The organism is Shewanella sp. 433 (assembly GCF_059338565.1).
Genome location: NZ_CM181703.1, coordinates 2,329,900 through 2,348,105, shown reverse-complemented (window position 1 = coordinate 2,348,105; position 18,206 = coordinate 2,329,900). Strand labels below are relative to the sequence as shown.

Genomic DNA, 18,206 nt, shown 5'->3' with positions numbered 1-18,206 from the left:
TAGGAAAACTGCATGAATGTAAAAAAGGTTTTTGTTACCCACAGCATCGCACTCATGATCATGTCTGCATTTAGCTGTGCACAGGCATCACCGGCAAGACTATCAGTCGACAGCCCTGCCAACTTAGCTCAACCGTCACCGTACCAAACCGTGGCGCAAGATTTTAATGATCAATTTCACCAAGCACTTAAAAAGCATAAAGTTCCTGGCGGTGCCATGGTGGTGGTACAAGGAGATAGCATTGCCACGCTTGCTACCTTTGGTAAGCGTCGTAAAGGGGGCAAGGATAAGGTCGATGCTAATACGGTATTTCGCCTCGCCTCGATATCGAAAACCTTTGCTGGGACTCTCGCCAGCCTGCTAGTACATGAGCACAATCTGAGTTGGCAGCAACCGATCGTGGCTTACTTACCCGAGTTTCGCTTAGCCGATCCTAAGCAAAGCCAACAGATCACCCTAGGTCATATTGTCGGCCAAAGCAGCGGCCTCATGCCCAATAGCTACGACAACCTAATCAATGCCAACGTCAAACTGGATAAAGTGGTCAGCCAATTTGTTAAGCTTAACCCTATCTGTGCTCCTGGGGTGTGTTATAGCTACCAAAATATTGCTTTCTCATTTATTCAGCAGGCTATCGAACAAGAAAGTGGCCAAAGTTATGATGAGCTGATTAACCAACGACTATTTGTCCCTTTAGCAATGGACACGGCCTCAGTCGGCTTTGCGGCGTTTAATCATGCCAGCAATCGCGCCGAGCCACATATTAAAACCCGAAGCGGTTTTAAGCGCGTCAAGGTTAAACCTAATTATTATCAGTTAGCCCCCGCCGCAGGGGTTAATGCCAGCATCACAGATATCAGCAAATGGCTTATTGCCAATATGGGTTATCGGCCCGATGTGGTCCCCCAACGAGTGCTTGAAGATGTAACCACACCAGGTGTACGCACCACCAAAGAACTTAGGCGACGAGATTGGCGACCTTACCTTGATGACGCCCACTATGGTAAAGGGTGGCGAGTCTATCAATTTGAAGGTCAAACGTTGATATATCATGCAGGTTGGGTAGCGGGTTATGTGGCAGAAATTGCCTATTCGCCAGAGCTTAAGCTGGGGATGGCCATTTTACTTAATGGCGAATCGAGAGTAGTGAGCGAGCTTAGCGCGCAATTTTGGCATCAAGTATTTAGCCTTCATAACCATAACAGGCTCAATTGATAGGTAAGCTAATAGCGTTAAATGACAACAACTGAGTCGTTTCTCTCAATGAAGGGCTATACCAAGCAAGAATAATGGATTAATAAACAGATAAAAAAAGGAAGGCACGTGGAGGAGTGCCTTCCGAAGGTGATGGACAAACTCAACTAGAATGTGTCTGCAGGGATACACTCTATAGTCAAAAATACGTTTGCTCCAAAACGACTGCGTTAAACCAAATAGATTAATACCAACCAGCCAAAACAGTCCCTATCAAACGATAAACGCACAATACGAAATGCTTCAGTAGATGCTCGATAACGATGATGGGGCACGGAGCAGTGGTAGTCGTTACGTGACGCGAATGTAACAAGATCACTCTTAATCTGTGTTAACGCTATTTTTTATGCCAGCCTAACGCTAATAACATGTCGAGCTGGTTAAAATTCGCATAGAATACTCATTTGAATAAAAATACCGCTTTATGCACTTTTGAAAATATAACCCCGAGATATTTTTAACCGATATTCAGAATGAGGCATAACTATTCATCATTTAGCATCACCAAGCCATGAACGATAGACAATAAATACCCGTAATTACCCTATAAATACGTCAAAGCGTTTTACCATCGAGTTGATAAAGAGCGCCGTGCCGTTGCTAGGTATCACAACAACAGCGGCTAGCTCTTTTAGATTATCGGTTAAGGCTGAGTTTAAAAGCTGTTTGTAAGTCCTGTAACGGTGAGAGATCTAGGGTGCTTTTACGGCTACGACTAAACAATGATGACTCAATAAACAGTGAGAACCAGGCATTAAGGCTATTAGCGTTGGCGACTTCACCTGCGCTTGCTAGCGCTAACGCGGCCACTTCGGCGGTACCTAACTGGAAATCGCGACTGCCCTTACGTAAGCCATAACGCGCAGCGGTCTCTGGGGTAAAAGATAATAGCGGCAGTTGATGTAAATAAGGGCTTTTACTGAACATTTTAATCGCTTCTCGCCAACTACCATCGAGTAACACCAATAAGGGCCGCTTTCCTGAAGGAGACGCTTCGACTTGGCCTGTTTGGGTCACCGACTCGACAACCGCTTGACCCGGTTTAGCGTATTCACTGGGAAACACCACATAAGGTTGATAGTGCGGCGAGTTAAGCAGGTTCAATAGTTTGCGATTAGCGTAGTTACGCGACCAAATATAAGCATGGGTATCGGGAATAAGATCGGCAATTAAGCGTCCCGAATTACTGGGCTTTAACACTTCATCGTCGTACATGATCAATAAAAAACTGACATTGGAGTCAAGCTGTCGACGAAATTCACAGGTACAAAACTGCTGCGCCAATAAGCAGGCCTCGCAGCGTAGCAGGTTTTTACCGCGAGCATTATAGGGTCTGGTTGAGATCGCTTTACGATATTGATATCGCTGGTGGATAGCGTGAGGTGTAAAACCCATAATCTATTTTTTGCCTTTAAAAAATTTCAATGCAATGGTGGCGCCACATCTATCGTTGTGTCGACGATACGCCAAAGGTTCCTCTATTATAGAGGACAATAAAAAAGCGAGCATCTGCTCGCCTTTTTGATGGGTTTATCACCACTAGAGTATGCGGCGCAGTAAAAAGTCAGCCTTAATGCGCCGAATGCGATTCATAATTTTGCGCACCGGCGCTGGGTAATCTTTTAAGGTTTCAATTTGACTGTAGTGATACAAACGCTGGGTATGCTCAAGAATATGCGCCTGTTCATCAGCAAAGTGTGATTGCCAGCACCCCTCTTTATCGTGGATAAGCAAGCCATTTTCTAAGTCCAGCGCCCAAGCACGCGGATTAAGATTAGACCCGGTGATCAGATGATACTGTTCATCCGAGCTTATTCCCTTAAGGTGATAACTATTACGCCCATGTTTCCATAAATGAATGTTCAGCTGACCTGAGTCGATAGCCCACTGCTGGCGCTTAGCAAATTTGCGCAGCGCCTGTTCATACAAGTAAGGCAGTGCGCCAATGGTGGAGAACTGCTCTTCTGGCGGAATAAAAAAGTCGTTAGCCGTTTTGTCACCCACCACAATATCGATGCGTTTTCCCTGCTTAAGGTGCTTAGATAAGGCGCGAGACAATATATAGGGCGGATTAAAATAGGGAGTGCAGATAAACAGTGAGCGCTTAGATTCAGCAACCAAATCAACAATCAGCCGATTGAGTTTATTACGCTTACGACCTAGTCCCACTAACGGCGTCACTCGATTACCGCGTTTGGTGGCAGTAAACTCATATTTTGCCGCGCTTAAACGCGATTTAAGTGTGCGTACATCGGCCTTATCGGGTAACAGCTCGCTCTCTTGCGGCTGAGTTAATGACGTCACCGCTTTATCGCTAACAATGTAATCTTGCACCATTTGGCGCATTGATCGAGCGAGCTCTGGCGAATCAATCACGTGATAACGATCGAAGCGGTATTTATCGCCTTGATGTAGATAGATATTATTTAAACTGGCGCCGCTATAGATAACGGTATCGTCGATAATGAAGCCCTTGAGGTGTAATACCCCCATAAACTCACGAGATTTCACCGGCACCCCTAGAATGGTGATCGGATATTCTGCCTGTCCCATCACCTTGCGATACATTAAATAATTGCCACTATCGCCTTTGTGACCAATGAGTCCGCGGCGCGCACGATGAAAATCCACCAAGACAGTGACATCTAATTGGGGGTTGTTGGCTTTGGCATCCATAAGCGCCGTGAGAATTTCACGACCCGCTTCGTCATCCTCGAGATACAATGCGGCGATCGTGATGGCAAACTTAGCCTGAGAAATCTGTGTTAATAATTCGGCTTTAAGCGCCGAGGGGGTTAGCAACCAACGAATTGCATCGGGTTGTAACGCAATACCACCTAGCTGATCCAGCAAGGTATCCTCCTTCAAAAATAGTGACCATCACGGCAATAGCAAGGGTATAAATACCCTGATACATGACTTAAAGGCTTCAATAACTAATCAACGCAATCCAGCGTGATTATGTGCCCTTATGCCCCGTGATGTATGTCAGGATCTTGGTCTCACATGAGCACTTCAAATTGCCTAGCTGCGTAGCTATTTATAATCCGCAAACCACCCGAGTGGTAATGCGTGAAGCTCCATCGACACAATAATGCCCCATGGCGAGCCTATCCTTCTCTCAAGGGGATAGAAATTACCGATTTACACTAGATGGGGCAAGGTTTTTCTACAAGATTGGGAGTTGACGAGCTAAATAATGGTTTTAATTTAACCAAACAGTTAAGTGACGCCCAATTATTGTGCATCGGCGTCAAATTTATGCAGTCGTCACGGCTTTTATATTACTGCAAGGCTACAATAAAACGTTGGCGTTAAAATGAGATCACTATGAACATCAAATTACTTATCACTCTAGCCTTAACGTTGTTGGCCGCTTGGGGGATTTTTCATTTTAAAACCCAGTTGGGTTTACTGATATTACCGTTATTTATTGCACTGGTGCTCTTTGTCACCTTGCGCCTATACCGCTTGATGGAAAAAGATGCGCCTGAAGATAAAGATTAAACACGCAAGTTAAAACTCACTAGAAAAGAGGAAAGTTGCTTGCTGGCATCGAGCTGTCCATAATGGGCCTTTAGCCTCAACGTTATCATTGCCATGCCTTTTAAACTGTTCGCCACTCAATGTTTCCCTTCTCGCCACCCATTATGGCTCAGCCTAACTCTAGTAGGTGCGCTTACCAGCGTCTCACAAACGGGCTACAGCACTGAGTACGCAAGCACAGCGACAACAGCCACACGGACATCCCCCCTCCCATTACAGACACCATTTCAAGTACAGGCTCAATCACAATCTAAGTCGCAAGCAAACGCCGTAACATTGCAGCAATGGCAGCCGGCAACGTTTGAAAGCATGACTCGTCAGTTAGCCCCACGTCACTCCCAATTAGCCATCGGCGTGGTCGACTTACATTCAGGCCAGGCGTTATATCAGCACAATATTGATACTTTAATGCAGCCCGCTAGCACCCAAAAGCTGCTGACCGCCGTTGCAGCAACGGCTCAACTGGGCAATGCCTTTCGCTTTACCACCGCCCTTTATAGTCAATCAGTGAACCAACAAGGAGAGCTTAATGGCGATCTCTATATACGCTTTAGCGGCGATCCCAGCCTCACCCGCAATGATTTAAGCTATTTAATACAACAGCTCTTTGAGCAAGGCGTACATACCATTAAGGGGAACGTCTATTTGGTGGGTCAGGCCGAAGAGCAGCTTCGCGCTCCTGGTTGGGTGTGGGACGATCTAGGCATCTGTTACGCCGCGCCTGTGTCGCAATTTGTCATTGATAGAAATTGCATTTTCGGTGAACTCACGCCGCAACTTGGCAGCAATCACAGCCAGTTGAATTTTCCAAAGGATCTTCCGGTCACCTTAACGACCAGTGCCCAGTTTGATAAAAATAATCAACGGGCATTGTGCGATTTGGCATTACAACGCTTACCCAACAATCACTTTCACTTAAGCGGTTGCTTTGCGGGTAACCAAGCATTGAAGCTGTCCATCGCCATTAATGAACCTGCCCTTTACGCCCAGCAAGTCGTGACTCAACTTTTTGGCAAAAGTAATGTACGCCTGAGCGGTAACGTGCAGCTCAGCAACCAAGTCAACAAGCAGACCAAGTTGCTGGCGCAGCATCACTCTGCGGCCTTGCCCGAATTGCTGAGCACCATGTTACTGACCTCTGATAACTTAATTGCCGATAGCCTATTCAAAGCGCTAGGCGCGGATGTGTATCAACAGCCAGGCACATTTCTCTCTGGCGCTAAAGCAATGAAACAGGTTTTAACTGATGAAGGCATTGACCTTGACTATGGGCAAATTATCGATGGCTCAGGGCTATCACGCTATAACTTGTTAAGCGCAAGGCAACTGACGCAGGTATTACTGCTTATTTATCAAGATGAGCGCTTTAGGTCTTTACTGGCGCAGTTACCGCTGGCCGGGCGTAGCGGCTCTTTGCGATACAAATCGGGTTACCGCCAAGCCCCCTTGCAAGATAAGGTGCGGGCTAAAACAGGTTCAATGCAAGGGGTCGACAACTTAGCAGGCTATTTAGGCTTAAATGCTGAAGATAATCTGCTATTTGTGATCCTTGAAAATGGCATTGGCCCGCAGCAAAAGCAGCCACAACCCATGCCCTTTAGCACGCAATGGTTAACGGCGTTATTGAAAGAATCCCAACCAACGCCCTCTCAGTAAGCATTAGTAACAAAAACGCGTCTAAGTTGGCCTTAGACGCGTTGTTTATGTCGCTTTTATAGAGCTATTCGTCAGCATTTAGAATAGCGATTCATCCATTGCCATCACCGTCGCATCGCCACTACTGACTTGAGCTAAATGGTAATCGACCTTAGGTAACAGTTTAGCCATATAAAAATCAGCCAATTGCTGTTTGGTTTGGCTAAATTGTTGATCTTGATGGTCTGCGGCTTTATCGGCCATCAATAACCAGTAATAGCCATACATTAGATGACCAAAGGCATCGAGAAAGTCGACCGCCGAGGCATTGATCAATGCAGGTTGAGTCAATTTATTATCGTTGATCTGGTGCGCCACCGTTAATAGCGCTTCAAATCGTGAAGCCACCGCATTTTTATGCTCGTCACAAATGTGCGTCATCGCGGTCAAGGTTGCTTGATGTTCAGTGACAAATTCAGTCAATGCAGTGACATTATCGCCTGTGGTTTTACGGCCTAAGAAGTCGATAGCTTGGATACCATTAGTACCCTCATAGATCTGGGCGATACGAGTGTCGCGCACTAGCTGCTCAATGCCGGTTTCACGAATATAACCGTGACCACCAAACACTTGCTGAGCCATCACCGCGGCATCTAAACCTCTATCGGACAAAAACGCCTTAGCAACTGGAGTCATCAAGCCAACATAACGAGCGGCTTTGGCTTTAACTTCACCTTCACCATATTTGGCTAAATCCAATTGTTGACCGGTATAGACTGACATTGCACGGCCAGCTTCGGTATAACAACGGATATTCAGCAGCATGCGCCTAACATCACCGTGGACCAAAATAGGATCGCTTATCGCCCCAGTTGGTGAGCCGCCAGCGGCAACGCCTTGAGTACGCTCTTTTGCATACTCAGCAGCCATCTGATAAGCCGCTTGAGATGTACCCAGCCCTTGAATGCCAATGGCTAAGCGCTCATAGTTCATCATGGTGAACATGCAGACTAACCCGCGATTGGCTTTACCAATGAGGTAACCTTGAGCATTATCAAAGTTCATCACACAGGTCGCAGAGCCCTTAAGCCCCATTTTGTGTTCGATCGACCCAACAGTGACGCCGTTAGTCTCACCCAGCTCACCGTCATCATTCACCTTAATCTTAGGCACTAAAAATAGCGAAATACCGTTTGAGTCAGGCAACTTGGCCAAAACCAGATGGATAACGTTGTCGGTGAGATCGTGATCGCCACCAGTAATGAATATTTTACTGCCGCTAATAAGATAGCTGCCATCATCTTGTGGCACTGCTTTGGTGCGAATGTTACGCAGATCCGAGCCCGCTTGCGGCTCTGTCATGTCCATGGCTCCAGCCCATTCACCGCTATAAAGCTGAGGTAAATAGACTGCTTTAAGTGCATCACTGCCATGAGCGTTAATGCATAAAGCCGCGCCCGCCGTTAATGAGCCGTACAGCGTAAAAGCGTTACAGGCACTGTAAGCCATCTCATCGACAAGAACCCCGAGCATTTTAGGCATTCCCATACCACCGAAATCAGGCTCACCGCAGAGTCCAATCCACCCCCCCTGCGCATACTCCTCATACACCGCTTTATAACCGTCGGGTGTGATCACCTTATCACCTTGATGACGCACGCCTTGCTCATCGCCACTGCGGTTTATAGGATGGATCAAATCACGCGCGATTTTATCGGCTTCATCCATAATAGCCACCGCGGTATCCATGTCTACCGACTCGGCAAGTTGAGGTAGCTTAGCCCAGGTTTGCGGTGCATCAAATACACCTTCTAGCAGGAATTTCATGTCAGCCAACGGCGCGTAATATGGATTCATCTTTTACTCTCAAACATCAAATTAAAACAGTTGTTTTAATCTATACTAACTCGTTAACAGAATAAAGCCTTTTGTTAAGGAACCGTGGGCTGCTTCCATAAAAAAATCCCCGCAAAAATTGCGAGGCTATTTGATAAAAATTTACAGCGATCACCACATTAAATCGTCAGGGATCACATAATCCGCGTAAGGATCGTCTTCAGCCACTGTCTCTGCTTGCGCATCTTGTTGCCACAAGTAACCGCACCACTCAGGTACCAATAAGTGGACTCGTTCAGCTAATTTATGCGGCACCAAATAACTGGTCTCTTCATAACGAACGATCCCAAGTTGGCCATTAAGTAGCTGGCTTTGCAGCTTGTCGGTAATGTAAACAGAATAAATTTTAGTGCCTAGAGTGTAGTTAAATTTAACTTCAGCTCCTTTAGGGACATCAACGGCGAGACGCTTAAACTCGGTGATAAGCCCTCTTACTTGGCCTTTTTCTGTCGCCTGGGCAAAGCGTTGCTCATTGAGCGCTTTGTCTTTGGCTATTTGAGCCTGCTTCTTGGCGGCGATTTCTTGCTTTAGCGCCTCTGAGCCATCGTCTACCTTGGCTTTACGATCGCGGCGTTTTTGGGTTTTAGTATCACGCACTTTTTGTTTGCTTACTAAACCCGCTTTTAACAGTTGTTCTTGAAATGGGTTCGCCATGGGTTTCTTACTATCCTTGATAGCAAGCATTGCTGCTATCTCGTTATGGGTTATAAAATGAGTCTATCTATTAAATACAGTCATTAAGCACGAGGGCTCATCTGGGCTAATTTGCTCAGTTCGCTCATCGCCAAGCTTGCGCCGCCTAGGGACCAGCCACCATCTACAGGTAAGATGGTACCTGTGATATAGCTCGCCATGGGTGATGCCAAAAATAACGCGGCATTGGCAATGTCTTGGCATTGACCATTGCGTTGCAGTGGCACGCTTTGAGCCACCCGTTGCTGTAATGCCTCACTCGGCGCTAAACGATTAAAGCCTTCGGTGTCGGCAATGGGGCCTGGTACTATCGAATTAACGCGGATCCCTTCACTCCCCCACTCTAATGCCAAACTTTTGGTTAACATATCGACGCCAGCTTTGGCAGCGCTGACATGTGCCTGCATTGGCATGGCAATATAAGCCTGAGGCGCTGAGATCTGAATGATGCTGCTACCCGGTCTTTTCAGCAACGGATAAGCCTGTTTTAACACCTGAAAACTGCCCAGTAAATCAATGTCCATCACCGATTTAAAGCCATTTTCGCTCAATTGAGCTGCCAAGGCGGGGAAATTACCCGCAGCGCCACTAACTAAAATATCGATATGCTGATATTGAGTGGCAATAACGGCAAAGCCTGCCTTTACCCGCTCAAGATCGCGCACATCGAAACTGACACCGAGCATGTTTGCATTTGGGTTAATGCTTTGCAGTTGGTTAACGGCCGCATCGACTTTATCTTGGCTACGGCTCGCCACTGCCACATTAGCACCAGCATGGGCAAATGCCTTGGCAATGCCTAAATTAATGCCACTGGTGCCACCGACAACGACGACATGTTTACCTGAGTAATCGAATATTGCTTGGTTATCTTGCATGGTATTTCAATTCCTCCAATCATCTGTTGCCGTTTAAGTTAGGCGCGCTGCCCTTAGCCTGTCAAGTATCTGCCAGCACTAAGCTAATGAAGCATGAATAGCACTGAGCGCCGCTAGCGGATCGGCCGCTTTGGTAATTGGACGACCGATGACTAGGTAGTCTGAGCCTGCAGCAATGGCTTGTGGCGGTGTCATGATGCGATGTTGATCGCCTTTGTCGGCACCTAAAGGGCGAATGCCTGGGGTGACCAACTTAAACTCGGGTCCAAATTCAGCCTTTAACATGCTAGCCTCTTGCGCCGAACACACAATGCCGTGTAAACCCGCTTGTTGAGTCAAGGCGGCAAGTCGTTTTACATGCTCGGCGGCGGGTACATTGATCCCCAATAACTTAAGATCGTCATCGCTCATCGAGGTCAATACGGTCACGGCAATTAACAATGGCGCTTTATCACCGTAAGGCAACAGCGCTTGCTGAGCCGCTTGCATCATGGCTAAACCACCACTGGCGTGGACGTTAGTCATCCATACGCCAAGCTCCGCCGCTGCGGTAACCGCTTTGGCAACGGTATTGGGGATATCATGAAATTTTAAATCGAGAAAAAGGTCGAAATCACGACGGTGGATCTCTTTGACCAAATCGGGCCCAAATAGGGTAAACATCTCTTTTCCTACTTTGAGACGGCACAACTTGGGGTCTAATTGATCGATTAGCTGCAAAGCTTCGGTTTTATTATCGTAATCTAGCGCCACTATAATGGGTTTACTGCTCATCTTGTTCTCCTGATGCTTTGCATGTAGTACATATTATTCGCCGTCGAGTCCGCGGATCCGCTTGATAGTGCCCCAATGTTTACACGAAGGACAATGCCAGTAGAGTGTGTGTGACGGGAAACCACACTCAACACAGCGGTAACTAGGACGGAATTTAATTTGTTGTTCGACCAATTCGGCTAGCATATTGAGGCTTTTCTTTGCCTGGCCATCTTCAGCATGTTGCAGTTGCATCTTCATCAGATGCTGGAAACTTTTCATGGTGGGGTGACGATATAAGCCATCGAGTACCAGTTTTTCGGCATCTTGAATTTCACCTTGAGCTATCATCTGCTGTGCCAGCGTAATAGCGACACTGGCGCCAGCACCCTGCTCTAATGCTTCTCGCAACAGTTCTCGGTAAGCAGGTTGATCTTGTTTGTCCTGGTATGCTTCTTTCGCGATGGCCAGTGCTTCAGGAAACAGCTCAATATCGACCTCTTTTAGCCTATTGAGTATCTCTTTGCACCGACTAACATCTTGTTGATCAAGATATATTTTTGCCATATTTAACAAGGCGCGACCACAAGTACTGTCTTGCTTTAATGCCTGACTCAGCATTTTTAATTTGAGTTCACTGTCTTGTTGTTCATCAGCCAACTCACAATAAAGGTGTGCCGATAGATGCTTCAGCGTTTGCTGGCGTTTACGTTTGAGCGTTTTGATGATATCGATGGCTTTTTGCCAGTCTTTGGTCACTTGATAAATAGCCACCAACTGATCTTCAGCTTCTTCGCTGTGATCATCTTGTCGCACTAGGGCTAAAAATATCTCTTCTGCTCGGTCGTAAAAACCCGCGGCGAGATAATCTTTGCCCAGTTCCATCATGGCAATATCACGCTGTTCGGTGGTCAAGCTTGGCCTAGCAATCAGATTTTGATGAATGCGAATTGAGCGATCGACTTCGCCACGTTTACGAAATAATGACCCCAGAGACAGATGGGTGTCTATGGTGTCATCGTCAACATCGAGCATGGAGATGAAGAGATCAACCGCTTTATCTGATTCATTTGAAAGAAGAAAGTTAAGACCGGTAAAATAATCTCGGCTAAGCTGTTTACGCTTACTACTCTGTTTGTGTCGTATGCTACGACGCCCCATATACCATCCGTAACCGGCGGCAATAGGCAATAACAGAAACAGGATCTCTAACATATTAAGCGTTCAATTCTTTGGATTTTACTTGGTCTTCAACCGCCGCCACCTCATGGGCTGATGTGGGTAATTTGGCTTGTAGTTGGGCTATTTTTTTATTGGCTTGACGTAATAGTAACTTCATTTTAGCGATATGGTACACGGCAAAAATCCAACTGACGAGAAAGCCAACGAAAAAAACCACGCCTAACACCACGGGGAGGCGATATTCACCTTGGGCGACGAAGTAACTAATGGTGACCAACTGTTCATTTCGTGCACCAAATAATAAAGCAAGCACGAAAAACAAAGCTACAAGGATGGTTGCAATAAATGACTTCACGTTACACTCCATAAACGCGTAATGGTGAATTGATTATCTAAGAATTTGAGCTAACTAGCCAGCTATACCTATGATTTAGACATAAAAAAGCCTCCGAAAGGAGGCTTTTAAAACAATGTCATTTACGAGTTGATCGCATCAACGCGCTCACGCAGTTCCTTACCAGGCTTAAAGTGCGGCACATATTTGCCTTCCAATTCGACTGAAGTTCCAGTTTTTGGATTACGGCCGGTACGTGGAGCACGATAATGAAGCGAGAAGCTACCAAAGCCACGGATCTCGATACGATCACCGCTTTCTAATGTTGTTGCCATCTGCTCCAACATCTCTTTGATTGCATTTTCAACTTCTTTTGCCGACAGCTGCGACTGTCTAGTGGCAAGTTTTTCGATTAGTTCGGATTTAGTCATCCTGTACCCTCTTTAATCAAGCCAAACACAGTCACCTAACGGGGATGAAACATCCCCGAACTTCAGGCGATTTACTTGCGAGCTGCTTTGAACGCTTCAGCCATGGCACTGCTCATAGCAACGTCATCTTGCTTGTTCAGGTTAGCCATCGCTTCCTTCTCATCAGCTTCATCTTTCGCTTTGATAGATAGGCTGATAGTACGGTTCTTGCGATCAACGCCCATGAACTTAGCTTCAACAGCATCACCTACTGAGTATACAGTTGATGCGTCTTCGATACGCTCACGAGAGATATCAGCAACACGTAGATAACCTTCTACAGTGTCAGCCAGCTCAATGGTAACGCCTTTCGCGTCAACAGCAACAACAGTACCGTTTACGATAGCACCTTTCTTCTTATCTGCAAGATAAGCGTTGAATGGATCGTCTTCAGTTTGCTTAACGCCTAAGCTGATACGCTCACGTTCTGGGTCAACTGACAGTACAACTGCGTTGATTTCGTCGCCTTTCTTGTAATCAGATACAGCTTCTTCGCCAGTACCGTTCCAAGAAATGTCAGACAAGTGAACTAGACCGTCGATGCCGCCGTCAAGACCGATGAAGATACCGAAGTCAGTGATTGACTTGATCTTACCAGTAACTTTGTCACCTTTCTGGAAGCGCTCTGCAAAATCATCCCATGGGTTAACTTTACATTGCTTAAGACCTAGAGAAATACGACGACGCTCTTCATCGATGTCTAGTACTAGAACTTCAACTTCATCACCTAGGTTAACAACCTTAGATGGGTGGATGTTCTTGTTAGTCCAATCCATTTCAGAAACGTGTACTAGACCTTCAACACCTTCTTCGATTTCAACGAAACAACCGTAGTCAGTTAGGTTAGTTACGCGACCAGTTAACTTAGTGTTTTCTGGGTAGCGCTTGCTGATTTCTAACCATGGATCTTCGCCAAGTTGCTTAAGACCTAGTGAAACACGAGTGCGCTCACGATCGTACTTAAGTACTTTAACGTTGATTTCGTCACCAACGTTGACGATTTCAGATGGGTGCTTAACACGCTTCCACGCCATATCAGTGATATGTAGTAGACCGTCAACGCCACCTAAGTCTACGAATGCACCGTAGTCAGTAAGGTTCTTAACGATACCTTTAACCGCTTGACCTTCTTGTAGGTTCTCAAGAAGAGCATCACGTTCTGCACTGCTTTCAGATTCGATAACAGCACGACGAGAAACAACAACGTTGTTACGCTTCTGGTCTAGCTTGATAACTTTGAATTCTAGTTCTTTGTTTTCTAGGTGAGCAGTATCGCGAACAGGGCGAACGTCAACTAGAGAACCTGGTAGGAATGCACGGATACCGTTTAATTCAACAGTGAAACCGCCTTTAACCTTACCATTGATGATACCGATTACAGTTTCAGCATCTTCGTACGCTTTTTCTAGAACGATCCAAGCTTCGTGACGCTTAGCTTTCTCACGAGAAAGTTGAGTCTCACCGAAACCATCTTCAACAGAGTCTAGGGCTACGTCAACTTCGTCGCCAACTGCGATTTCAAGAACGCCTTGTGCGTTTTTGAACTGTTCAGCTGGGATTGGGCTTTCAGACTTCAGACCAGCGTCAACAAGTACCATACCGTTCTGGATTGATACTACAGTACCACGAACGATAGATCCTGGACGGAACTCAAGTGTTTCAAGGGATTGTTCAAATAGATCAGCAAAAGATTCAGTCATGTTTAATTTACTTTAAGTAATAAACCACAGCCCATCCTAGACGTGGAGTCAGATTAATCATTTGTCGCATCCATGAGACAAATAGCATAACGCGCGTCTTTACAGACCCACGTCGGGTAATTTTTGTTTGATGTGTGCTAGAGCAAGCTCGACCACTTCATCAATACCCCTTGTTGTCGTGTCGATAACAAGGGCATCCTCCGCTGGGATCAAAGGAGCAACAGGGCGATTCATATCGCGCTCATCACGCTCAATGACCTCAGCTAAAAGACGCTCGATATTAACATCGAAGCCTTTGTCCTGCAACTGATTATAGCGCCGCTGCGCCCTTTCCTGCGCCGACGCAGTTAAATAAAGTTTAGCGGGTGTTGAGGGGAATACCACTGTGCCCATATCACGGCCATCGGCGATTAAACCAGGCGCTTCTGCAAAGGCGCGTTGGCGGCGCAACAAGGCTTCTCTAACACTCGGAAATGCTGCTACTTTTGATGCAGCATTAGAACATTCTTGGCTGCGAATATCGTGAGAAACATCCTCTCCTTCGAGCACCACTTTAATGCCGTTATGATTAGATGTTATAAATTGAACATCCAGATGTGCGGCGAGTAACGCTAAAGATGCTTCATTGTCTAATTCGACATTATGGTGAATAGCCGCCAGGGCTAATACACGATATATGGCGCCGCTATCGAGCAGCTTCCAACCTAACCGAGTAGCAAGTAATTGACTAATAGTGCCTTTACCCGCACCGCTTGGGCCGTCAATAGTGACGATAGGAGCCCGTTGTGACATATGTTTCTCCAAATTTAATCTGTCTTCCCTAACGATCATGAAAGCCATTCACGAAAAAAGAGCGCGCGCATTATAAACCAAAACCTGCAACAAAGCGGCAAAAAGTTAGCATTAATCGGAGGATGATCAGCTTAAGTTCAGAAAAAGGAAGCCATAAACTAGCGGCTTCCTTACACAAACACAGATTAAACTGCTAGTGCAGCAAACGTTTCAAAGTAATTAGGGAAGGTTTTCGAAGTGCAATCGGGATCATTAATAGTGATACCACAATCGGCAAAGGCTAACATTGAAAAACACATCGCCATACGATGGTCATTGTACGTATCTATTTGCGCAGTGTGAGGCTGAGCGGGAGGCGTCACGGTAATATAGTCATGGCCTTCGTCGACCTCTGCACCCACTTTACGCAACTCGGTTGCCATAGCCGCTAAACGGTCAGTTTCTTTAATTCGCCAATTATAAATATTACGTATCGTGGTCGACCCTTTGGCAAATAAGGCCGTCGTCGCTATCGTCATCGCGGCATCGGGTATGTGGTTCATATCCAGATCGATGCCAGTTAATGGCGCGCCGCGAGCAATGATATAGTCATCGCCCCACTCTATCTCTGCGCCCATTTTCGCCAATACATCGGCAAATTGAATATCGCCTTGAATACTATTACGGCCAACACCTGTGACTTTAACTTGGCCGCCTTTTATTGCTCCGGCTGCCAAAAAATAGGATGCAGAGGAGGCATCGCCTTCGACTAACACTTTACCTGGCGATACATATTGCTGCCCAGCTAGAATCTCAAAGCGTTGGTAATTATGGTTTATTACCCGTACCCCAAATTGAGCCATTAACGCAATGGTAATATCGATATAGGGTTTAGAAACGAGCTCGCCTCTGATTTGAATATTAACGCTGTCTTTGGCCAATGGCGCTACCATTAATAAGGCGGTTAAAAACTGGCTAGATAGGTCGCCAGCAATGGTGACATTACCGCCATTTAATCCCGTAGCATTAATCGTCAGTGGCGGAAAACCGTCATTTTTAAGGTAATCAATATCAGCGCCAAGCACCCGAAGTGCATCAACTAAGTCACCGATCGGGCGCTCTTCCATGCGCGGCTCACCCGTTAAGGTAAACTGCCCCGAGCCTAAGGTCAGCGCTGCACATAGTGGCCGCATTGCGGTACCAGCATTACCTAAAAATAGACTTTGAGGCTGCGAGGCATTAATTACGCCGCCGAATCCTTCAAGCTCACAAACCGTTTTATCATCTGACAGTTGGTACTTGACACCCAATTGTGCCAGTGAAGCCAACATATAACGAATATCGTCAGAATCAAGCAGGTTGGTCAATGTAGTAGTACCTTTAGCCAAGGTCGCCAGTAATAATGCACGATTAGAAATGCTCTTAGAACCTGGAATGTTGATGGTACCTTGAACTTTGTTTATGGGCTCGAGTCGTAGTTGCTTCATGAATCACTCTTTTATCATTGCAAGACTTATTGGTAGGCCTGCGGGTTATCATTAACGTTATTACCATCACGACAAAATGGCGATCTGTTCAAAAGACTTTGAACCTCGTAGTTATAAAATTACTGATTAGCGCGCAGTATTCAACCCTTTTTTACTATTTTTACCCATTATTGCGTCGTTTTATTACTAAGCGGTTAAAAATAAGGTTTATAGCCTGTGGTGATCCCTTAATGACTTAGGGTAAATTGCTCTGGCATGAATTATTGCCAATTGAACAATGAAATCATTTCATCATGTTGACTGTTATTTAGAATAGGGTTTAGTTTATTCTTAATCACTTCACCGCATTCGCCGCTTACGGCCCAAAACAACAATAAAGGTTATCGAATATGTTTGAAAATCTGAGCCCTATGCCAGCAGATCCTATTCTAGGATTGATGGCTCAATACCGACAAGATCCTCATCCGCACAAAGTCGATTTAGGCGTTGGCGTTTATAAAGATGCTGTCGGTAATACTCCCATTCTTGCTTGTGTAAAGCGGGCCGAACAACTGCGTATCGATACCGAGCAGACCAAGGTATATATTGGCCCAACAGGCTCATCCGAGTTTAATCAATTAATTGCCGAATTAGCTTTCGGCAAAGATCATCAAGCCTTACAAGAGGGCCGCATCCGAACGGTGTCGACTCCAGGAGGCACTGGCTCGCTTCGTGTCGCCGCAGATTTTATTAAACGCCTTAACCCCAATACCACCGTATGGGTTAGCGACCCGACATGGGCTAACCATATAGGGCTATTTGAAGCCGCTAGGTTAAGGGTCAAAACCTATCCCTATTATGATCACACCAACAAAAGCCTTAAGTTCGATGAGATGCTCCAGGCGTTGGCACAGATTGGCAAAGACGATGTAGTGTTACTGCATGCCTGCTGTCACAACCCAAGCGGCATGGATTTGACCAATGCGCAGTGGAACAAGGTCGTTGACCTCACAGTGCAACAAGGGTTCACCCCGCTCATCGATATGGCTTACCAAGGCTTTGGCGATGGTGTTGACGAAGATGCCTACGGTGTGCGGCAGATGGCAACTCACGTCGACGACATGATTTTATGTAGCTCTTGTTCAAAAAACTTTGGTCTTTATCGTGAGCGTATTGGTGCCTGTTCAATTGTGGCAGCATCGAGTCAGGCTGCCGAGGTGACATTATCGGTACTGTTATATGTGGTGCGTTGTCTTTACTCCATGCCCCCGGCCCATGGCGCCGCGATAGTAGAGACTATCTTAGGCAACACAGAACTAAAACAACAGTGGCTCGATGAACTGAAAGTGATGCGGGATCGGATCAATGGTAACCGCGCCATGCTGGTCAACAAACTAATAGAAAAAGGAATTACCCGCGACTTTAGCTTTATCGCCCAGCAAAAAGGCATGTTTTCTTTCTTAGGCATCACACCTGAGCAAGTCGCGCAATTGCAATGCGATCATAGTATTTACATGGTGGATTCTAGCCGTATCAGTATTGCGGGAATTGCTGAAGGAAATGTCGACTACTTAGCTGAATCAATTGCCAAAGTGCTATAAAACAAAAAAAGTTCCTATGATCTTTAT

16 protein-coding genes are annotated in these 18,206 nt (G+C 46.0%); 4 read left to right on the top strand and 12 right to left on the bottom strand.

Translation table 11 applies throughout. The features are described from left to right. Positions 1-12: 12 nt before the first annotated feature. Complete coding sequence (locus tag AC5YB1_RS10370; protein ID WP_494519095.1) at positions 13-1,215, top strand: serine hydrolase domain-containing protein; 1,203 nt, start codon at positions 13-15, stop codon at positions 1,213-1,215. Positions 1,216-1,890: 675 nt separating this feature from the next. Here AC5YB1_RS10370 and AC5YB1_RS10365 read toward each other — a convergent pair. Together AC5YB1_RS10365 and pssA are read right to left on the bottom strand one after the other, a co-directional pair. Next, positions 1,891-2,649, bottom strand: a complete 759-nt coding sequence (locus tag AC5YB1_RS10365) for a tRNA-uridine aminocarboxypropyltransferase (protein ID WP_475516873.1) — start codon at positions 2,647-2,649, stop codon at positions 1,891-1,893. Positions 2,650-2,793: 144 nt separating this feature from the next. After that, entirely contained in the window at positions 2,794-4,107 is a 1,314-nt protein-coding gene (gene pssA / locus AC5YB1_RS10360; RefSeq protein ID WP_494519094.1) for a CDP-diacylglycerol--serine O-phosphatidyltransferase, read from the bottom strand. Positions 4,108-4,584: 477 nt separating this feature from the next. Here pssA and AC5YB1_RS10355 point away from each other — a divergent pair, with 477 nt between their 5' ends. Together AC5YB1_RS10355 and dacB are read left to right on the top strand one after the other, a co-directional pair. Beyond that, entirely contained in the window at positions 4,585-4,761 is a 177-nt protein-coding gene (locus AC5YB1_RS10355; protein ID WP_494519093.1) for a hypothetical protein, read from the top strand. 93 nt (positions 4,762-4,854) lie between these two features. After that, positions 4,855-6,456 carry a D-alanyl-D-alanine carboxypeptidase/D-alanyl-D-alanine endopeptidase gene (gene dacB / locus AC5YB1_RS10350; RefSeq protein ID WP_494519092.1) on the top strand — a complete coding sequence of 534 codons (1,602 nt, stop codon included), beginning with the start codon at positions 4,855-4,857 and terminating at the stop codon, positions 6,454-6,456. A gap of 78 nt (positions 6,457-6,534) precedes the next feature. On the opposite strand, the gene AC5YB1_RS10345 is transcribed toward dacB, so the two are convergent. From AC5YB1_RS10345 to aroA, 10 genes are all read right to left on the bottom strand, one after another. Then, positions 6,535-8,292, bottom strand: a complete 1,758-nt coding sequence (locus tag AC5YB1_RS10345) for an acyl-CoA dehydrogenase C-terminal domain-containing protein (protein ID WP_494519091.1) — start codon at positions 8,290-8,292, stop codon at positions 6,535-6,537. Between the two features lie 150 nt (positions 8,293-8,442). After that, positions 8,443-8,985, bottom strand: coding sequence for a DUF2058 domain-containing protein (locus AC5YB1_RS10340; RefSeq protein ID WP_110457853.1), 543 nt, complete (start codon positions 8,983-8,985; stop codon positions 8,443-8,445). 83 nt (positions 8,986-9,068) lie between these two features. Further along, a complete protein-coding gene (locus tag AC5YB1_RS10335) occupies positions 9,069-9,902 on the bottom strand; it encodes an SDR family oxidoreductase (RefSeq protein WP_494519090.1) in 834 nt (277 codons plus the stop codon). 78 nt (positions 9,903-9,980) lie between these two features. Beyond that, the gene (gene pyrF, locus AC5YB1_RS10330) at positions 9,981-10,676 is read right to left on the bottom strand and encodes an orotidine-5'-phosphate decarboxylase (protein ID WP_494519089.1); all 696 of its coding nucleotides are present in this window, start codon (positions 10,674-10,676) and stop codon (positions 9,981-9,983) included. 33 nt (positions 10,677-10,709) lie between these two features. Then, positions 10,710-11,870 (bottom strand): lipopolysaccharide assembly protein LapB, encoded by a 1,161-nt coding sequence (gene lapB / locus AC5YB1_RS10325; RefSeq protein WP_494519088.1) that lies wholly within the window; start codon positions 11,868-11,870, stop codon positions 10,710-10,712. A 1-nt stretch (position 11,871) separates the two neighbouring features. Then, the gene (locus AC5YB1_RS10320; protein WP_494519087.1) at positions 11,872-12,192 is read right to left on the bottom strand and encodes a lipopolysaccharide assembly protein LapA domain-containing protein; all 321 of its coding nucleotides are present in this window, start codon (positions 12,190-12,192) and stop codon (positions 11,872-11,874) included. 122 nt (positions 12,193-12,314) lie between these two features. Continuing rightward, positions 12,315-12,602 carry an integration host factor subunit beta gene (ihfB, locus tag AC5YB1_RS10315; protein ID WP_494519086.1) on the bottom strand — a complete coding sequence of 96 codons (288 nt, stop codon included), beginning with the start codon at positions 12,600-12,602 and terminating at the stop codon, positions 12,315-12,317. Positions 12,603-12,673: 71 nt separating this feature from the next. After that, positions 12,674-14,341 carry a 30S ribosomal protein S1 gene (rpsA, locus tag AC5YB1_RS10310; RefSeq protein ID WP_110457652.1) on the bottom strand — a complete coding sequence of 556 codons (1,668 nt, stop codon included), beginning with the start codon at positions 14,339-14,341 and terminating at the stop codon, positions 12,674-12,676. Between the two features lie 99 nt (positions 14,342-14,440). Beyond that, the gene (gene cmk / locus AC5YB1_RS10305; RefSeq protein WP_494519085.1) at positions 14,441-15,133 is read right to left on the bottom strand and encodes a (d)CMP kinase; all 693 of its coding nucleotides are present in this window, start codon (positions 15,131-15,133) and stop codon (positions 14,441-14,443) included. Between the two features lie 185 nt (positions 15,134-15,318). Then, positions 15,319-16,599 (bottom strand): 3-phosphoshikimate 1-carboxyvinyltransferase, encoded by a 1,281-nt coding sequence (gene aroA / locus AC5YB1_RS10300; RefSeq protein WP_494519084.1) that lies wholly within the window; start codon positions 16,597-16,599, stop codon positions 15,319-15,321. 389 nt (positions 16,600-16,988) lie between these two features. Between aroA and AC5YB1_RS10295 the strand changes: the two genes are divergently transcribed. Continuing rightward, the gene (locus tag AC5YB1_RS10295; protein ID WP_494519083.1) at positions 16,989-18,179 is read left to right on the top strand and encodes an amino acid aminotransferase; all 1,191 of its coding nucleotides are present in this window, start codon (positions 16,989-16,991) and stop codon (positions 18,177-18,179) included. Positions 18,180-18,206: the final 27 nt, after the last annotated feature.